General features: G+C 72.5%; 15 protein-coding genes. 4 read left to right on the forward strand and 11 right to left on the reverse strand.

The genetic code is table 11. The features are described 5' to 3' along the window. Nucleotides 1–54 precede the first annotated feature (54 nt). The 4 genes from AAT21_RS31750 to AAT21_RS31765 form a co-directional block, all read right to left on the reverse strand. The gene (locus AAT21_RS31750; RefSeq protein ID WP_046780419.1) at nt 55–1,530 is read right to left on the reverse strand and encodes a hypothetical protein; all 1,476 of its coding nucleotides are present in this window, start codon (nt 1,528–1,530) and stop codon (nt 55–57) included. A 150-nt stretch (nt 1,531–1,680) separates the two neighbouring features. Beyond that, nucleotides 1,681–1,980, reverse strand: a complete 300-nt coding sequence (locus tag AAT21_RS31755; RefSeq protein ID WP_046780420.1) for a DUF6342 family protein — start codon at nt 1,978–1,980, stop codon at nt 1,681–1,683. A 239-nt stretch (nt 1,981–2,219) separates the two neighbouring features. Then, nucleotides 2,220–3,764 carry an MFS transporter gene (locus tag AAT21_RS31760; protein ID WP_046780421.1) on the reverse strand — a complete coding sequence of 515 codons (1,545 nt, stop codon included), beginning with the start codon at nt 3,762–3,764 and terminating at the stop codon, nt 2,220–2,222. Further along, nucleotides 3,761–4,312 carry a TetR/AcrR family transcriptional regulator gene (locus tag AAT21_RS31765; RefSeq protein ID WP_046780422.1) on the reverse strand — a complete coding sequence of 184 codons (552 nt, stop codon included), beginning with the start codon at nt 4,310–4,312 and terminating at the stop codon, nt 3,761–3,763. Before AAT21_RS31765 ends, AAT21_RS31760 begins: the two co-directional genes overlap by 4 nt. Before the next feature lie 89 nt (nt 4,313–4,401). Between AAT21_RS31765 and AAT21_RS31770 the strand changes: the two genes are divergently transcribed. Together AAT21_RS31770 and AAT21_RS34795 are read left to right on the forward strand one after the other, a co-directional pair. Next, on the forward strand, nt 4,402–4,911 hold the full coding sequence (locus AAT21_RS31770) for an HAD domain-containing protein (protein WP_046780423.1): 510 nt from the start codon (nt 4,402–4,404) through the stop codon (nt 4,909–4,911). Nucleotides 4,912–5,014: 103 nt separating this feature from the next. Then, a complete protein-coding gene (locus AAT21_RS34795; protein ID WP_052758078.1) occupies nt 5,015–6,187 on the forward strand; it encodes a hypothetical protein in 1,173 nt (390 codons plus the stop codon). Nucleotides 6,188–6,330: 143 nt separating this feature from the next. Here the strand turns inward: AAT21_RS34795 and argH are convergent, their stop codons facing one another. Next, nucleotides 6,331–7,761, reverse strand: coding sequence for an argininosuccinate lyase (argH, locus tag AAT21_RS31780; protein WP_046780424.1), 1,431 nt, complete (start codon nt 7,759–7,761; stop codon nt 6,331–6,333). 243 nt (nt 7,762–8,004) lie between these two features. On the opposite strand from argH, the gene AAT21_RS31785 reads away from it, so the two are divergent. Then, nucleotides 8,005–9,471: a hypothetical protein gene (locus AAT21_RS31785; protein WP_052758079.1), complete on the forward strand. Its 1,467-nt coding sequence runs from the start codon at nt 8,005–8,007 to the stop codon at nt 9,469–9,471. Nucleotides 9,472–9,555: 84 nt separating this feature from the next. Continuing rightward, complete coding sequence (locus tag AAT21_RS31790) at nt 9,556–10,257, forward strand: L,D-transpeptidase family protein (protein WP_167350638.1); 702 nt, start codon at nt 9,556–9,558, stop codon at nt 10,255–10,257. On the opposite strand, the gene AAT21_RS31795 is transcribed toward AAT21_RS31790, so the two are convergent. From AAT21_RS31795 to argC, 6 genes are all read right to left on the reverse strand, one after another. Beyond that, complete coding sequence (locus AAT21_RS31795; RefSeq protein ID WP_046780425.1) at nt 10,244–11,191, reverse strand: hypothetical protein; 948 nt, start codon at nt 11,189–11,191, stop codon at nt 10,244–10,246. The two genes, AAT21_RS31790 and AAT21_RS31795, sit on opposite strands and share 14 nt — an antisense overlap. A 103-nt stretch (nt 11,192–11,294) precedes the next feature. After that, on the reverse strand, nt 11,295–11,831 hold the full coding sequence (locus AAT21_RS31800) for an arginine repressor (RefSeq protein WP_037925941.1): 537 nt from the start codon (nt 11,829–11,831) through the stop codon (nt 11,295–11,297). 7 nt (nt 11,832–11,838) lie between these two features. Next, nucleotides 11,839–13,044 carry an acetylornithine transaminase gene (locus AAT21_RS31805; RefSeq protein WP_046780426.1) on the reverse strand — a complete coding sequence of 402 codons (1,206 nt, stop codon included), beginning with the start codon at nt 13,042–13,044 and terminating at the stop codon, nt 11,839–11,841. Continuing rightward, nucleotides 13,041–13,973 carry an acetylglutamate kinase gene (gene argB / locus AAT21_RS31810; protein WP_046780427.1) on the reverse strand — a complete coding sequence of 311 codons (933 nt, stop codon included), beginning with the start codon at nt 13,971–13,973 and terminating at the stop codon, nt 13,041–13,043. The genes AAT21_RS31805 and argB overlap by 4 nt, the downstream gene beginning before the upstream one ends. After that, nucleotides 13,970–15,142, reverse strand: a complete 1,173-nt coding sequence (gene argJ / locus AAT21_RS31815; protein ID WP_046780428.1) for a bifunctional glutamate N-acetyltransferase/amino-acid acetyltransferase ArgJ — start codon at nt 15,140–15,142, stop codon at nt 13,970–13,972. Before argJ ends, argB begins: the two co-directional genes overlap by 4 nt. Further along, the gene (gene argC, locus AAT21_RS31820; protein ID WP_046780429.1) at nt 15,139–16,167 is read right to left on the reverse strand and encodes an N-acetyl-gamma-glutamyl-phosphate reductase; all 1,029 of its coding nucleotides are present in this window, start codon (nt 16,165–16,167) and stop codon (nt 15,139–15,141) included. Before argC ends, argJ begins: the two co-directional genes overlap by 4 nt. Between the last annotated feature and the right edge of the window lie 245 nt (nt 16,168–16,412).

A 16,412-nucleotide genomic window follows, 5' to 3' on the forward strand; every position in this document is an offset into this window, starting at 1 on the left:
GCTCGGGTCCCGTGGTCCGCTCGGGTCCCGCGGTCCCCGCAGTTTCCGCGGTCCTCACTGGCGCCGCAGTGACCGGCTGACGCCCGCCGCCGTCGTGGTGGCCAGGATCCAGCCGGTCACGATCAGCAGGTACGACAGCCACTGGTGCCAGCCGCTCGGCGCGAAGGCCTGTTCCTGGCCGAAACCGATGATCGGCAGCATCAGGTCGATGGTGTAGAAAACGGCGTTGAAGTCGGGCGCCTCGCCCTGCTTGAGCGGGCGCGGGGGCTGGAGCGCGAACGCGATCGCCCCGGTGAGCAGCAGCGCCGTCAGCCAGCCCGCCGCGCGCAGCGGCCGGAAGCCGTAGCCGACGGTCGCGTCCTGGAGGAGCCCCCACAGGCGGGTGTGCCGGGGCAGTGTGCGGCGGTGCCGGCGCAGCTTGGCGAGCATGACCGTACGGGCCGCCTCCTCGTCGCCCGCGGTGCGGTAGGCCGCTGCCAGCTGCTCGTACGGGTACGGGAGGTATCCGGGCTCGCCGGTCTCCAGCGCGGCCAGCCGCTCCTCGGCGGGCAGGTGGGGCCCGAGCGTGCGGTAGGTCAGGCCGTCCAGGCGCAGCGGGTCCCGCCAGGTCCCGGCCCGCATGTTCAGCAGGTCGAACTGCGAGCGCCGCAGGTTCACGGTGCCGCGTACGTCCTCGCAGGCGGGCAGCCACATCTCGCCGACCGTGCAGCTGGAGGCGCGCAGGGCGATGCCGCCCGGATTGTCGAGGACGGCGCGGGCGAGGTTGAGGCGGCCGGGTATCCGGGAGCCGGTGAGGTTGAGGCGGCCCTGGGTCCGGGCCCGCGCAACGTGGAGGTTGCTGCCGACCGTGAGGCTCTCGGCCTGGAGGGCGGTGCCGTCCGGAGCGAGCAGGTGGGCGTTGTCCAGGTTGATCTGGCCGCCGACGACGGCTCCGTTGAGGCGGAGCTGGCCGTGGACGGTCAGGTCGTTGGCGATGATGTCGGTGCCGATCTCGACGTGGTTGAGCTGGAGCGGCGGCTCGTCCGCCTCCTCGCCCGTCGCGGGTCCGACGACCGCGCCCTGCAGGAAGAGGCCGCCGGATATCCTGGCGCCCTGGAGCCGGACGGGGCCGCTGATGCGGCAGCAGGAGAGCCGCAGGACGACGTCGACGCGCAGGGTGGCCGCGGTCAGGCCGGGCAGGGTCGAGTAGCCGAGGACGAGGGCCTTCAGCTGGGCGCCGTACAGGAGCGGTTTGCGTTCGAACCAGCAGTCGCGCATCCGGATGGGGTGGTCGACCACCGCGTAGCGCAGGTCGAGCTTGCCGACGATCCTCGCGCCCTTGATCTTGAGCCCTGCGACCCGGCCCTCCACGGCGGGGGCGGCGCCCAGCAGCAGGGCCCGCAGGAACTCGGCCCGCAGCGTGCGGTCGGGGCCCCAGCCGGCTCCGTCCACGGAGCTGTCCTCGGGATGCTCCCGGAAGTCGACTCCGTCGCCGCGCGGGAAGGCCTCCCATACGCGGCGCTCGGCCGGGGTCAGATCGTTGATCTCCATCGCGGGGATGGTGTCCCGGAGTTCGACGGACTGTCAACTCGTCCCGGGAACCCGGCCCTTGGCCCGGAGGCGCGGCCGGCGGGCTCGTCAGGCGCCGGATCGTGCGGACGGGGGGCGGTGGCGGAGTCCGCCACCGCCCCCCGTCGCCTTCTAGTACGAGAGGTCCTTCTGCTCCGTGATCAGGCGGCCGGCGATGTGCAGGTTGCCGTCGGAGTCGAGCACCGCGATGACCTTCTTCGTGGATCCGTGGTGGGTCGTGAAGTAGATCTTGTCCGCTTCCTGCGAGGTGGAGTAGTTCGTGTTCACCGACAACTCGATGCTCACCGGTGAGCTGATGAGCACGTCCTTCTTGGGCGAGTTCGGATAGACCTGGTTCGGCCGCAGCTTGATGCGGCCGTGGGTGTCGCCCTCGTCCCAGTCCGACGCCAGTCCAAGATCGATATCGGGCATGTGCCTTCCCCTCCAGTTCGGGCGGACCGCTGCCCCTCCCGCGGATCTCCAGCCATGTCGGTCCATGTCTGCAGCCCGGATCGGACGCACCCCGCTCCCCCAGCGAAAAAGAACCTTCCAGCCGGGTGCGTCGCACCGCTTCCCGGCCAGATCGAGAAACTACACGGCTCATTCACCTGATGAGGGGCAATCGGCCTGGATGGCGGCAAAAGGCCGAAACATCTTCAGATGTCTGAATATCAGTGCTCGACGCCGTCCTGGAGACGCTGCCCCCGGAGCAGGAACCAGGCGGCCGCGGCGGTGGCCAGGAGTACGGCCGCGCCGACGCCGGAGGCGAGGCGCAGACCGTGGACGAAGGCCTCCTGGGCGGCGCCGACCATGTGGGCGGCGGTCTCCGGGTCCAGCGTCCTGGCGGCCTCCACGGCTCCGCCGAGGGATTCGTGCGCGGCGTCGGCCACCGGCCCGCCGACGGAGGCCGGGGCGGTGAAGCCCTGGTAGACGCCGGTGACAATGGAGCCGAGCAGTGCGATACCGAGGGCGGCGCCGAGTTCGTACGCCGTCTCGGAGACGGCGGAGGCCGATCCGGCCTGCTCCTTGGGCACGCTGGAGAGGATCACGTCGGCGGTGACGGTGAAGGAGAAGCCGGCGCCGAGGCCGACGACGAGCAGGGCCGCGCCGAGCAGCGGGTAGCCGCTCTCCTTGTGGACCATGGTCAGGACGGCCAGCGCGGCACCGATGGCGGCGAGGCCACCGGTGACGACGGAGCGCACCGAGTACCTGCGGGCGTACCGGCCCGCGACCAGGCCGGTGGCCACCGCGCCGATGGCGGCGGGCAGTTCGGCCAGGCCGGCCTCCAGCGGGCCGCGGCCCTGGACGAGCTGGAGGAACTGGGAGAGGAAGAAGACCAGTCCGGAGAGTCCGAAGACGGTGAGCAGGTCGGCGAGGACCGCGCCGGAGAAGCCGCGGTGGCGGAAGAGCCGCATGTCGAGCAGCGGGGACGGCAGGGTGAACTGGCGGCGGACGAAGCCGTAGAGCGCGGCCGCGCCGAGGACCGCGGCGAGCGCGACCTCCCAGTTCATGCCGTGCGTGGCGGCTTCCTTGACGGCGTAGACCACACCGATGACCCCGACGAGGGAGAGGCCGACGCTGAGCAGGTCCCAGGGGCCGGCGACCGGGTTCCTGGACTCGGGAAGGAGCTTGATGCCGACGAGGACCAGGGCGATCATGACGGGGAGGTTGATCAGGAAGACCGAGCCCCACCAGAAGTGCTGGAGCAGGGCTCCGCCGACGACCGGGCCGACGGCCGCGCCGGCCGAGGCGGTGGCGCCCCAGATGCCGATGGCGAGGCTGCGCTCCCTGGGGTCGGTGAAGATGTTGCGGATCAGCGCGAGGGTGGAGGGCATCAGGGTGGCGCCGGCCACGCCGAGCAGGGCGCGGGCGACGATCATCATCTCGGGGCTGGTGGCGTAGGCGTTCAGGACCGAGACGGCGCCGAAGGCGGTGGCTCCGACGAGGAGCAGCTTCTTGCGGCCGATCCGGTCGCCGAGGGAGCCCATGGACACCAGGAGTCCGGCGATGACGAAGGAATAGATGTCGCCGATCCAGAGCAGCTGGGTGCCCGACGGCTTCAGGTCTTCGCTGAGGGAGGGTGTGGCGAGGCCGAGGACCGTGGCGTCGACCGCGACGAGCAGCACGGCCAGGACGAGCACGGAGAGCGCGAGCCAGCGTCCACGGCTCTTCTCCTCCACCCCCGTCGGACGTATCAGCTGTTCGGTACGGCTCATTTCTCCACACTCCGTCGGACGCCACCGAGCAGCAGCTCGATGATCATGTATTGGAAGTCCTTGGCGGCGACCCGGCCGTCCACGACGGCCCAGGCGCAGCTGCCGATGAGGCCGTAGAGGGCCTCGGTGAGCCAGGCGGGGCTCAAGTCGATCCGGATGTCGCCCTCTTCCTGGCCGCGCCGGAACAGGGCGATGACGCGGGCGTCGAGCCGGGCCCAGCCCTCGTTGACCTCGTCGCCCTCGAACAGCTGGTTCTCGGTGACGAGGAAGGCCAGCAGCTCGGCGTTGGGTTCGGCCTCGGCGACGAGGCGCCGGAGCGCCTCCACCGCGGTGCCCTCGTCGAGGCGGGCGTTGTCGAACGCCACCTCGAACTCGCGGATTCCGAGGTCTTCGAGGGCACGTACGAGGGCGTCGCGACCGGCGAAGTGCCGGTGGAGGGTCGCGCGGCCGATTCCGGCGGCGCGGGCGACCTCGTCCATCGTGGCGGTCGATTTGCGGGAGAGCAGGGCGGCCGCGTCGCGGAGCACCTGGTCACGATCCATGGCCATGAGACAAGCATACCCCGAATGAGACACCCACGTCTCATTCCTGCGAAAAATGGCCTGCCCTCGGGCGGCCGGAACGGAATCCTGCCGAGATGAAGCCACTGCTGCTGATCGACGTCGACGGACCACTGAACCCCTACGCGGCCCAGCCGCAGCGCCGCCCCGCGGGCTACTCCACCCACCGGATGCGGCCGACCGGCTGGACGGAGAAGGAGAGCGCGAAGCCGCTGCGGGTCTGGCTGAACCACGGCCACGGCGCGGAGCTGCTCGCGCTCACGGACGCGTACGAGCTGGTCTGGGCGACCACCTGGAAGGACGAGGCCAACGACTGGATCGGCCCGCACCTGGGGCTGCCCCGGCTCCCGTTCATCGACTGGCCGGTGATGCACGGCCGGGCGCCGCGCGGCACCTTCTGGAAGACCCAGTACATCCTGGAGTACGCGGGCGAGCGACCCTTCGCCTGGATCGACGACGACATCACGGCGATGGACCGCGAGTACGTCGACCAGCGGCACCCCGCGCGGACCCTGCTGCTGCGCATCGACGAGCAGATCGGCCTGGTGCGCGGGGACTTCGACGCGCTGGCGGACTGGGCGGCGTGAGGTACAGCGGCGAACGGCCGCCGCGGACCGGTTTTTTGATCACGCTCCGGCCGCCACTTAGCATGCACATGCCCCCCCAGACCCGTACCGACGAAAGCGACCCATGCGCCTTCAGCGGATCCTCGCCGCGACCGCCGCCCTCGGATGCCTCGCCACACTCGCCGCGTGCAAGGAGGGCGGGCAGCCGGGCACACCGGCCGCCGCGTCCTCCTCGGCCGCGGCCACCGACACGGGCCCGCTCACCGCGGCCCAGCAGTACCTGCGCCAGTTCGCCAACTGCGACGACCTGAGCGATCGGCCCGACGACCCCCGGATACCGGCGGCCGACTTCCCCAAGGCCGGCCAGTGGTCGGTGAAGGAGCTGGGCGTCTGCAGCGACAAGGTCCGGCAGGGCGAGATCGTCATCGCCGTTCCCGCGGACATGAAGCAGTTCCAGGAGGGCTACAAGAAGTACGTCCTGGACAGGATGGACGGCGGTGAGGGCTCGTACGGGCTGGAGAGCCGGGTCCTGATCGGCAAGGGCTTCGTCGCGTTCCCGACCAGCACCAAAACGGCCCTCGCACTGGTCCGCTCCGACCTGCGGGTCCTGACGTGCAACCCGGGTGCTCCCGTCCCCAAGGGCTACAAGCGGGAGAAGCCGCTGGTCGAGCACTGCAACCTCAGCGACTTCGTCGGGTCCGAGGACGGATCGGGCAGCCCCAACCTCGAAACCCCCCAGGACCCGGCGGGCGGGGGCGAGAAGGCGGGCCAGCCGAAGACGGGCAGTCTCGGGCTCCCGCGCGCCGGCAGCATCGCCGAGCTGCGCACGCTCGTGGGCAACAGCCTCGACTGCGAGAAGCACTTCTCGACCGACCCCGAAGCCGTCGCGATCGAGTCGATCGACTACGCGCCGGTGGTGACGGGCAGCGCGCTGGAGTGGGGCGTGACGGGCCGGGCCCTGTGCGGGGAGCCCGCCGGGGCGCAGCGCGCCCGGAACCTGAGCTGGCTCGACACCGTCGGGGACATGAAGCTGCTCCAGACCAAAGCGAAGGCCGCCCAGTTGGCCGACTACAAGGACGACGGCAAGCTCCGGCAGACCGCGAGCCGGCTGCTCGTCGGGCAGAACATCGCCGTCGAGACCAACAGCCCGTCCTCCCGGCACGGCCTCTACCAGCTGCAGTTCCTGTACCTGAACTGCATTCCCGGCTTCTCCGCCCCGTCGGGCTACCGGCTGGAGAAGTCCCTGGTCGAGGGCTGCGTGCTGACCAACTACGAGCCGGACCACCCGCTCGGCTGAGCCGTGGGCGGACGCGCCGGAGGGGCGGCCGGAGCACAGTGCTCCGGCCGCCCCTCCGGGCATTCCGCCGCGTGCGGACGTACAGGCCCCGACCGCGTCCGGGGGGCGTGCGGGCCGCAGGGCGGCGGTGGCTGTGGGGACGGCTACTGCTTGTGGACCGCCCAGGCGTGCTGGATGACCAGATCGGCCTTCAGCTCGGTCAGCTGGACCGCGACGGCCGAGGGGGCGGTGCCGCCGCGGCCCTTGCGGGAGGCGAGCGCGCCCTTGACGTTGAGGACGGTGCGGACCTCGGGGGTCAGGTGGTCCGAGATCTTCGCGAACTGCTCGTCCGTGAGCTCGTCCAGCTCGATGCCGAGCCCCTCGCACTCCTTCACGCACTCGCCGGCCACCTCGTGCGCCACCCGGAACGGGACGCCCTGCTTGACCAGCCACTCCGCGATGTCGGTGGCGAGGGAGAAGCCGGCCGGGGCCAGCTCCTCCATCCGCTCACGGTTGACGGTGAGCGTGGCCATCATGCCGGTGAAGGCCGGCAGCAGGACCTCAAGGGTGTCGCAGGAGTCGAAGACCGGCTCCTTGTCCTCCTGGAGGTCCCGGTTGTAGGCCAGCGGCAGCGCCTTGAGGGTGGCGAGCAGGCCCGTCAGGTTGCCGATCAGACGGCCGGACTTGCCGCGCGCCAGCTCCGCGATGTCCGGGTTCTTCTTCTGCGGCATGATCGACGAGCCGGTGGAGAAGGCGTCGTGCAACGTCACGAAGGAGAACTCCTTCGTGTTCCAGATGATGATCTCCTCGGCGATCCGGGACAGGTTGATCCCGATCATCGCGGTGACGAAGGCGAACTCGGCGACGAAGTCGCGCGAGGCCGTGCCGTCGATCGAGTTGCCCACCGAGCCCCGCTCGAAGCCCAGCTCCGCGGCGACCGCCTCCGGGTCCAGACCCAGCGAGGAACCGGCCAGCGCGCCGGAGCCGTACGGCGAGACCGCCGTCCGCGTGTCCCACTGCCGCAGCCGCTCGGCGTCCCGGGACAGGGCCTGCACGTGGGCCAGTACGTGGTGGGCGAAGAGCACCGGCTGCGCGTGCTGCAGGTGGGTGCGGCCCGGCATGGCCACGTCGGCGTGACTCTCCGCGAGGCCGACCAGCGCGTCCTGCAGGTCGGCGATCAGACCGCCGATGATCCGGGCGTGGTCGCGCAGGTACATCCGGAAGAGGGTGGCCACCTGGTCGTTGCGGGACCGGCCGGCGCGGAGCTTGCCGCCGAGCTCGGCGCCGAGCCGCTCCAGCAGGCCCCGCTCCAGCGCGGTGTGCACGTCCTCGTCGGCGATGGTGCCGGTGAAGGAGCCGTCGGCGACGTCGGCCTCCAGCCGGTCCAGACCGTCGATCATGCGCTCCAGCTCGTCGGAGGTGAGCAGCCCCGCCGTGTGCAGCACGCGGGCGTGGGCGCGCGAGCCGGCGATGTCGTACGGCGCGAGGCGCCAGTCGAAGTGGACCGACGCGGACAGCTTCGCGAGGGCCTCGGCGGGGCCGTCGGCGAACCGGCCGCCCCAGAGCCGGACGTCACCAGCGTTGTTGCTGCTCACAGCTACTGCTCCTCATGACTGCATGTATGGATGTGCAACGGCCTCCCCGCCGCGGAGGTAACGGGGAGGCCGTCTTCGTGCGGGCCGACGTTCAACGATTGGCATAACTATGCACTGCTCCGTATGTTTCGTCAATCGATGGCGATGCGTACCCCCGGTGGGCAGGGCGGATATTCCGGGCCCGCGACCTCGGCCGCCGCCTACGATCAGGGCTCGAACTGCCTTGGGGAGAGGTGGCGCCAGATGGACCGCAGGGGACCCGGTACGGAACCCGGTACCGATGCCGCGACGGGGCGCGCCCTGGCCGACGGGCTGATGGACGGGTGCGCCGCCTCGGTGCCGCCGCCGGGTGCGGGTCCGGACGTCTGGCTGGCCTTCGCGGAACAGGTCCGCAGCACGGGCCACGGCGGGCGGCGGTTCCCGGTGCCCGCGCCCCCGGCGCTACGGCTCTGCCACCCGCGGGGGTGGGTCCGCGAGGCGGCCCTCGCCGAGCCGGACGCCCCCGTGGAGCTGGTCGCGGTCCTGACCACCGACTGGGCCGCTCCCGTACGGGACCGGGCCCGCGCCCTCATGGAGCGCACCCTCCAGGCCCGCCCGGAGTCCACCCTCCGGGCGGTGACCCCGCTCGCGCTGCGGCTCGGACGGCGTGACCGGGGCGGATGGATCCTGGACCTGTTCGAGGAGACCCTGCGCCGGCACGCCGAGGCCGCCGCGCCGTCCTGGTGGCACCTGCCCCCGCCGTCGGCCGGGCCGGCCGGCCCGGCCGACGCCGTCCTCACAGGACTGCTGGGGAGCCCCGACCGGCGGGCCCGGCAGTTCGCCGTCCGGCTCGCCCTCACCGGCCCCGGCCGGGCCGACGCCCTGGAATGCGCCCGGCGGGCCGCCGCCGAACCCGACCCGGCGACGGCCGCGCTGTGGACCGACGCCGCCCTGGCCGCGCCCGGGTCCGGGGACGCCGCGGTGATCGACCTCCTGACCGGCGCCCGGATCCCCGCCGTGCGTGCCGCCGGGGTCACCGCCCTGCGCCGGGCCGGCCGCGCCGCCGAGGGCGCCTTGCACCTCGCCGACCGTTCCGGCTTCGTACGGGCGTGCGCCCGCTGGCTGGTCGCCCAGGACGGCGGCGACGCCCACGAGCACTACCGCTGGCTGGTCTGCGACCCCGCCGGGCCGTCCCCGTACGCGGTGACGGGACTCGCCGAGTGCGGCCGCGGCGAGGACACGGACCTGCTGCGCGGGCTCGTGGCACACCCCGCCGGGCCGGTCCGGGCCGCCGCGCTGGCCGGGCTGCGGCGCCGCGAGGCCGTCGTGGCGGACTCCGTCCTGCTGGCGCTGCTCGACGATCCGGCGCCGTCCGTGGCCCGCGAGGCGAGCCTGGCCCTGCTGCCGGCGGTCCGGCGCCTGGACCCCGCGTACCTCGCCGGGCGGCTGGACGTACGGGGCCCGCTGCACGTCCGGCGCGCCGCCTTCCGGCTGCTGCGCGCCCGGGGCGGAATCCACGCGCTGCGGGCGTCCGTCGCGCTGATCGACGACTGGCACCCCAGGACGCGCGAGACGGCACGGGCAGCGGTACGCGCCTGCCCGTGGCACCCTGCGCAGTTCGCCGGGGAGGCGGACACCGCGGAACTGGCGGCCCTGCTGGAGCGGTCGGCGAAGCTCTTCCACGACTACGACCTCGGCCTGCGCCGCAACCGGTTGGGCGTCAGGAGGTGAATTCCCCCCGCCCGGGCGCATCGCGACGAGCCGCACGGCCTGCCTGCACCGCCGCCGCCCCTTCCGGCACGTACCGTCGGGGACGTGCTGCGTACCGCTCTTGTCACGGGCTCACTGATCGTCACCACCCTGCTCCCGCAGGGCGCCGGGGCCGCGCCCGGGCCGCTGCCCGCCCGGCTCGCCGACACCGGCGGCGGCAGTCAGCTGATCACCGCCGTGGCGCCCGCGCCGGGCTCCACGACCGGCCGCCTGACCTGGTGGGACCGGCGGGCCGGGCGCTGGTACGAGGCCGGGAGCGCGCCCGCCCGGTTCGGGGCGGGCGGCCTCACGGAGGGCTCGGCCCGCACGCAGGGCACCGGCACCACCCCGGCGGGCCTGTACGCACTGCCGTACGCCTTCGGGATCCGGCGGGCGCCGGCCGGGACGGAGTACGGCTACCGGCGGGTGACCGCGGACTCCTGGTGGTGCCAGGACAACGCGTCGGCCGCCTACAACCGCTGGGTGGAGCCGCTGCCCGCGGACTGCGCGCCCGGTGAGGCCGAGCACCTGGTCACCTACGACAAGCAGTACGCGCACGCGCTGCTGATCGCCTTCAACTACGACCGTCCGGTGCGCGGCCGGGGCGCCGGGATCTTCCTGCACGTCAACGGCAAGGGTGCGACGGCCGGTTGTGTCTCGGTGCCCGAGCGGGACATGCGGGCGATCCTGCGCTGGGCGGACCCGGACCGGCGCCCGCACATCGCGATCGGCACGCAGGACGGACCGCTCGCGATCACCCGCTACTAGCCGGTCGGGGAGGTGTGGCGTCGGGTTCGTCCTCGTCGGAGGCCCGGTACTCGTACGCGTCCTCCCACCAGACCTTGTCGTCCAGCCACTCGTCGTCGCTCTCGTCGCTCTCGTCGCTCTCGTAGCTCTCGCCACCCTCGTGGTCCGCTTCCTCGTGGACGACCGTGCCGGCGCCGCGCCACCTGTCCGGCTCGCCGAGGCTCAGCAGCACGAGCGTGCGCCGCTCCTCGTCCAGCGCCGCGAAGGCCGGGTGCGGCTCGGCGCGGACCAGGTCGCCCAGCGGGTCGCCGGGCTCCGTACGCTCCCGGACCGCCCGGCCGGCCTTCTCGGCGAGCAGCAGCGCCGCCAGACCGAGGGCGGCCACCGCGGTCCAGGCCCATTCCCGCAGGCCCTGCGGGCGACCGGTCACCAGCAGCGCGCCCGCCAGCAGCCAGAACAGCATCACCAGGGCGATGCCCGCACAACCGCAGCAGGCCGTCAGCAGGTTCCGCTCATCTCCGGGCATCCGCGGGATGACGGGCAGCAGGGCGTCCCGTTCGCGCCGGTACGCGCGCAGGCGCTCCGGGTAGTCCTCGTCCCACCAGTGGATCCAGCCGATCGAAACGGGCTCGGGATCGTGCCGGCGGACGGCCTCCAGCAGGGCGGCGGGCAGCGGATGGCCGGGCGTACGGGCGGGGTCGCGGCCCTGCTCGGTCAGGAACGCCGCCCCTTCCCCGTCGATCCGGAGGTATCCGCCGAGGACGAGTTCCGCGGCGGCCGCCTCGGTGGCCTCACCGCGCAGCACGGCCGCGTGGTACGGCTCCGGCTCGACGGCGGCGACGAGCCGGAGCGTCCGGCTGCGGACCCGCGCACGGCGCCACCACAGCAGGGCGATGGGCGCGTGGACGGCGGCGGTCACGGCGGACACCATGACGGCGAGGGCGAATTGGCGCACGTCGCGAGGCTATGCGGGCGGGCTCCGGTCCGGCACCGGGATTTCCCGCGCACCGGACCGGACCGCACCGGACCGGTGCTGACCGCCCCGGACCTGCCCCCGCTCAGCCCTCCTTCTGCGCCAGCCGCAGGAGGTGGTCGGCGAGGGCCTGGCCGCCCACCGGGTCCCGGCTGATCAGCATCAGGGTGTCGTCGCCGGCGATCGTGCCGAGGATCTCGCGCAGCTCGGCCTGGTCGATGGCCGAGGCGAGGAACTGCGCGGCGCCCGGCGGGGTGCGCAGGACCACGAGGTTCGCTGAGGCCTCCGCCGAGATGAGCAGTTCACCGGAGAGGCGCCGCATGCGCTCCTCCTTCGCGGACTCGCCGAGCGGGGCCTGCGGGGTGCGGAAACCGCCCTCGCTGGGCACCGCGTAGATCAGCTCGCCGCCGGTGTTGCGGATCTTCACCGCGCCCAGCTCGTCGAGGTCGCGGGAGAGCGTCGCCTGGGTGACGCTCAGCCCGTCGTCCGCGAGCAGCTTCGCCAGCTGGCTCTGCGAGCGGACCGGCTGCCTGTTGAGGATGTCCACGATCCGGCGGTGACGCGCCGTGCGGGTCTGCGGGACGGCCTGCCCGCCGTGCTCGTTGTCCTGCGCCTGGCTCATCGTCGTCTCATTCTCCGGATCCGTCCCCACCTGCTGCGTCGAGAATGCCGGGCAGGGCCCGGACGAACGCGTCCGCCTCGGCCTCGGTGAGTACGTACGGGGGCATGAGCCGTACGACGTCCGGGGCGGGCGCGTTGACCAGGAAGCCGGCGTCCTGGGCCGCCTGCTGCACCTGGGGTGCGAGCGGCTGGGTCAGCACGATACCCAGGAGCAGTCCGGCGCCCCGGACGTGGGATACCAGTGGATGTCCGGAGGACTCGATTCCGGAGCGCAGCCGCTCGCCCCGTGCCTTGACCCGGTCGAGGAGGTCGTCGGCGGCGATAGTGTCGATGACGGCGAGGCCGGCGGCGCAGGCGATCGGGTTCCCGCCGAAGGTGGTGCCGTGCTGGCCGGGCTTCAGGAGGTCGGCGGTGGGCCCGAAGGCGACCACGGCGCCGATCGGCAGGCCGCCGCCCAGTCCCTTCGCCAGGGTGACGATGTCGGGCTCGACACCTTCGTGCGCCTGGTGCTCGAACCACTGGCCGCAGCGGCCGATGCCGGTCTGGACCTCGTCGAGGACCAGCAGCGTGCCGGTGGCCCGGGTGATCTCGCGGGCGGCCGTCAGGTACCCGGCGGGGGGCACGACGACGCCGTTCTCGCCCTGGATCGGCTCGATGACGACGAGCGCGGTCTCCTCGGTGACGGCGGCCCGCAGGGCCTCGACGTCACCGTACGGGACGTGGGTGACGTCGCCCGGCAGGGGCAGGAAGGGCTCCTGCTTCTTCGGCTGGCCGGTGAGCGCGAGGGCGCCCATGGTCCGGCCGTGGAAGCCGCCGTCGGTGGCGACCATGTGGGTCCGCCCGGTCAGCCGGCCGATCTTGAAGGCGGCCTCGACGGACTCGGCGCCGGAGTTGCAGAAGAAGACCTTGCCGGGGCGGCCGAAGAGCTGGAGCAGCCGCTCGCCGAGCGCGACGACCGGCTCGGAGGCGAAGAGGTTGGAGACGTGGCCGAGCGTGGAGACCTGCTCGGTCACGGCCGTGACGATCGCCGGGTGGGCGTGGCCGAGGGCGTTGACGGCGATGCCGCCGACGAAGTCGGTGTACTGCTGGCCGTCGGCGTCCCACACCTGGGCGCCGCGGCCGCGTACGAGGGCGACGGCGGGCGTGCCGTAGTTGTCGGTCAGCGCGCCCCGCCAGCGTGCGCCGTACTCCTGGTTGCCGGTGCCCTGCGTCATGCTGCTCCCCCTGGCTGCTGGTCGGGCACGACCATCGTGCCGATGCCGGAGTCCGTGAAGATCTCCAGCAGGATCGAGTGCGGGATCCGCCCGTCGAGGACGCGGGCGGTGCCGACGCCTCCGCGCACGGCGTGCAGGCAGCCCTCCATCTTGGGGACCATGCCGCTGGACAGCTCGGGCAGCAGCGTCTCCAGCTCGCCGACGGTGAGCCGGCTGATGACCTCGTCGCTGTTCGGCCAGTCGGCGTAGAGGCCCTCGACGTCGGTGAGGACCATCAGCGTCTCGGCGCCGAGGGAGGCCGCGAGGGCCGCGGCCGCGGTGTCGGCGTTGACGTTGTAGACGTGGTGGTCGTCGGCGCTGCGGGCGATGGAGGAAATGACCGGGATCCGGCCGTCGGCCAGCAGTGCCTCGATGGCGCCGGTGTCGACGTCGGTGATCTCGCCGACCCGGCCGATGTCGATGATCTCGCCGTCGATCTCCGGGCTGTGCTTGGTCGCGGTGATGGTGCGGGCGTCCTCGCCGGTCATGCCGACGGCGAGCGGCCCGTGCTGGTTGAGCAGCCCGACCAGTTCCCGCTGGACCTGGCCCGCCAGGACCATCCGTACGACGTCCATGGCCTCCGGGGTCGTCACGCGCAGGCCGGCCTTGAACTCGCTGACCAGGCCCTGTTTGTCGAGCTGGGCGTTGATCTGCGGGCCGCCGCCGTGCACGACGACCGGCTTGAGCCCGGCCTGGTGCAGGAAGACCACGTCCTGGGCGAAGGCGGCCTTGAGGTCCTCGTCGATCATGGCGTTGCCGCCGAACTTGATGACAACGACCTTGCCGTTGTGGCGCCGGAGCCAGGGCAGGGCCTCGATGAGGATCTGCGCCTTGGGCAGGGCGGTGTGCTTGCGGGCGGTGCCGGGCCGGCCGGCCTTCTCGTCGCTCATGAGGAGTAGGCGCTGTTCTCGTGGACGTACTCGGCGGTCAGGTCGTTGGCCCAGATGACGGCGGATTCGCCGCCGTTGGACAGGTCCGCGGTGATGCGGACCTCGCGGTCCTTCATGGAGACCAGGTCGCGGTCCTCGCCGACCGAGCCGTTCTTGCAGACCCACACGCCGTTGATGGCGACGTTCAGCCGGTCCGGGTCGAAGGCGGCCTTGGTGGTGCCGATCGCGGACAGGACCCGGCCCCAGTTGGGGTCCTCGCCGTGGATGGCGCACTTGAGCAGGTTGTTGCGGGCGATGGAACGGCCGACCTCGACCGCGTCGTCCTCGGTGGCCGCGCCGATGACCTCGATGCGGATGTCCTTGCTGGCGCCCTCGGCGTCGCCGATCAGCTGGCGGGCCAGGTCGTCGCAGACCTTGCGGACCGCGTCGGCGAAGTCCGCGTACGCGGGGACCTCGCCGGAGGCCCCGGAGGCGAGCAGCAGCACCGTGTCGTTGGTGGACATGCAGCCGTCGGAGTCGACCCGGTCGAAGGTGGTGCGGGTGGCGGAGCGCAGCGCCCGGTCGAGGACGGCGGCGTCCACGTCGGCGTCGGTGGTGAGGACGACGAGCATGGTGGCCAGGCCCGGGGCGAGCATGCCGGCGCCCTTGGCCATACCGCCGACCGTCCATCCGTCCTGGGAGACGGTGGCCGTCTTGTGCACGGTGTCGGTGGTCTTGATGGCGATGGCGGCGGCCTCGCCGCCGTTCTCCGACAGGGCCGCCGCGGCGGTCTCGATGCCGGGGAGCAGCTTGTCCATGGGGAGCAGGACGCCGATCAGGCCGGTGGAGGCGACGGCGATCTCGCCGGCGTTGTGTTCTTCGCCGGGGCCGTTCTCGTTGAGCGTGGCCGCGGCCTTCTCGGCGGTGGCGTGGGTGTCCTGGAAGCCCTTGGGCCCGGTGCAGGCGTTGGCGCCGCCGGAGTTGAGGACGACGGCGCTGACGGTGCCGCCGCGCAGGACCTGCTCGGACCAGTGGACGGGCGCGGCCTTGACGCGGTTGGAGGTGAAGACGCCCGCGGCGGCGAGGCGCGGCCCGTTGTTGACCACGAGGGCCAGGTCCGGATTGCCGTTGGCCTTGATTCCGGCGGCGATGCCCGCCGCCGTGAATCCCTGTGCAGCCGTAACCGTCACGGCGCGACTCCAATCGTGGAAAGCCCGAGCTGCTCGGGCAGCCCGAGGGCGATGTTCATGCTCTGCACCGCACCGCCGGCGGTGCCCTTGGTGAGGTTGTCGAGGGCGCTGACGGCGATGATCCGCCGGGCGGACTCGTCGTAGGCGACCTGGACGTGGACGGCGTTGGAGCCGTGGACGGACTTGGTGGACGGCATCCGGCCCTCGGGCAGGAGGCGGACGAAGGGCTCGTCGGCGTACGCCTTCTCGTAGGCGGCGCGCAGCGATTCCGCGGTGGTGCCGGGCCGGGCCTTGGCCGAGCAGGTGGCGAGGATGCCGCGGGCCATGGGCACGAGCGTCGGCGTGAAGGAGACGCAGACGCGCTCGCCCGCGAGCGGGCTGAGGTTCTGGACCATCTCGGGCGTGTGCCGGTGGCCGCCGCCCACCCCGTACGGGGTCACGTTGCCCATGACCTCGGCGCCGAGCAGGTGCGGCTTGAGCGCCTTGCCCGCGCCGGAGGTGCCGGTGGCAGCGACGATCACGGCCTCGGGTTCGGCGAGCTGCGCCTGGTAGGCCGGGTAGAGCGCGAGGGAGACAGCGGTGGGGAAGCAGCCGGGGACCGCGATCCGCTGGGCGCCCTCCAGTCCGGCGCGGCCGCCGGGCAGTTCGGGGAGGCCGTAGGGCCAGGTCCCGGCGTGCGGGGCGCCGTAGAACCGGTCCCAGTCCGCGGCGTCCTTCAGGCGGTGGTCAGCGCCCATGTCGACGACGAGGACGTCGTCGCCGAGCTGGGCGGCGACGGCGGCGGACTGGCCGTGCGGGAGGGCGAGGAAGACGACGTCGTGGCCGGCGAGGGCCTCCTGGGTGGTCGCCTCCAGGGTGCGTCCGGCGAGCGGCACGAGGTGCGGCTGCAGGGAGCCCAGGAGCTGTCCGGCGTTGGAGTTGGCGGTCAGCGCGCCGATCTCCACCTCGGGGTGCGAGAGCAGCAGGCGCAGGACTTCTCCGCCCGCGTACCCGCTCGCTCCGGCCACCGCTGCACGTACCACCATCGGACCCTCCTCATCGATGGCATGACTATACGTACGTCCGCACGTTTATGCAATGTCTTCGATCTCGGCAGGAGGGTCACGCACGGAACGGGGCGCGGCACACGCCCACGGAAGATGTCTAGCAGGAAAGGTCCCGGACCGGCGGCGCATCAGCCGGTGGCGCCGGGAGCCGGCCTTGGAGTTGGACCGCACCGGACCGCCCGGTGCCGCACCGGGCGCCGGGCCGTTCGCGAGGGGCCGTTCGG

The sequence above is a fragment of the Streptomyces yangpuensis genome (assembly GCF_001005295.1).
In the GTDB taxonomy this organism is placed as follows: Bacteria; Actinomycetota; Actinomycetes; order Streptomycetales; family Streptomycetaceae; genus Streptomyces; species Streptomyces yangpuensis.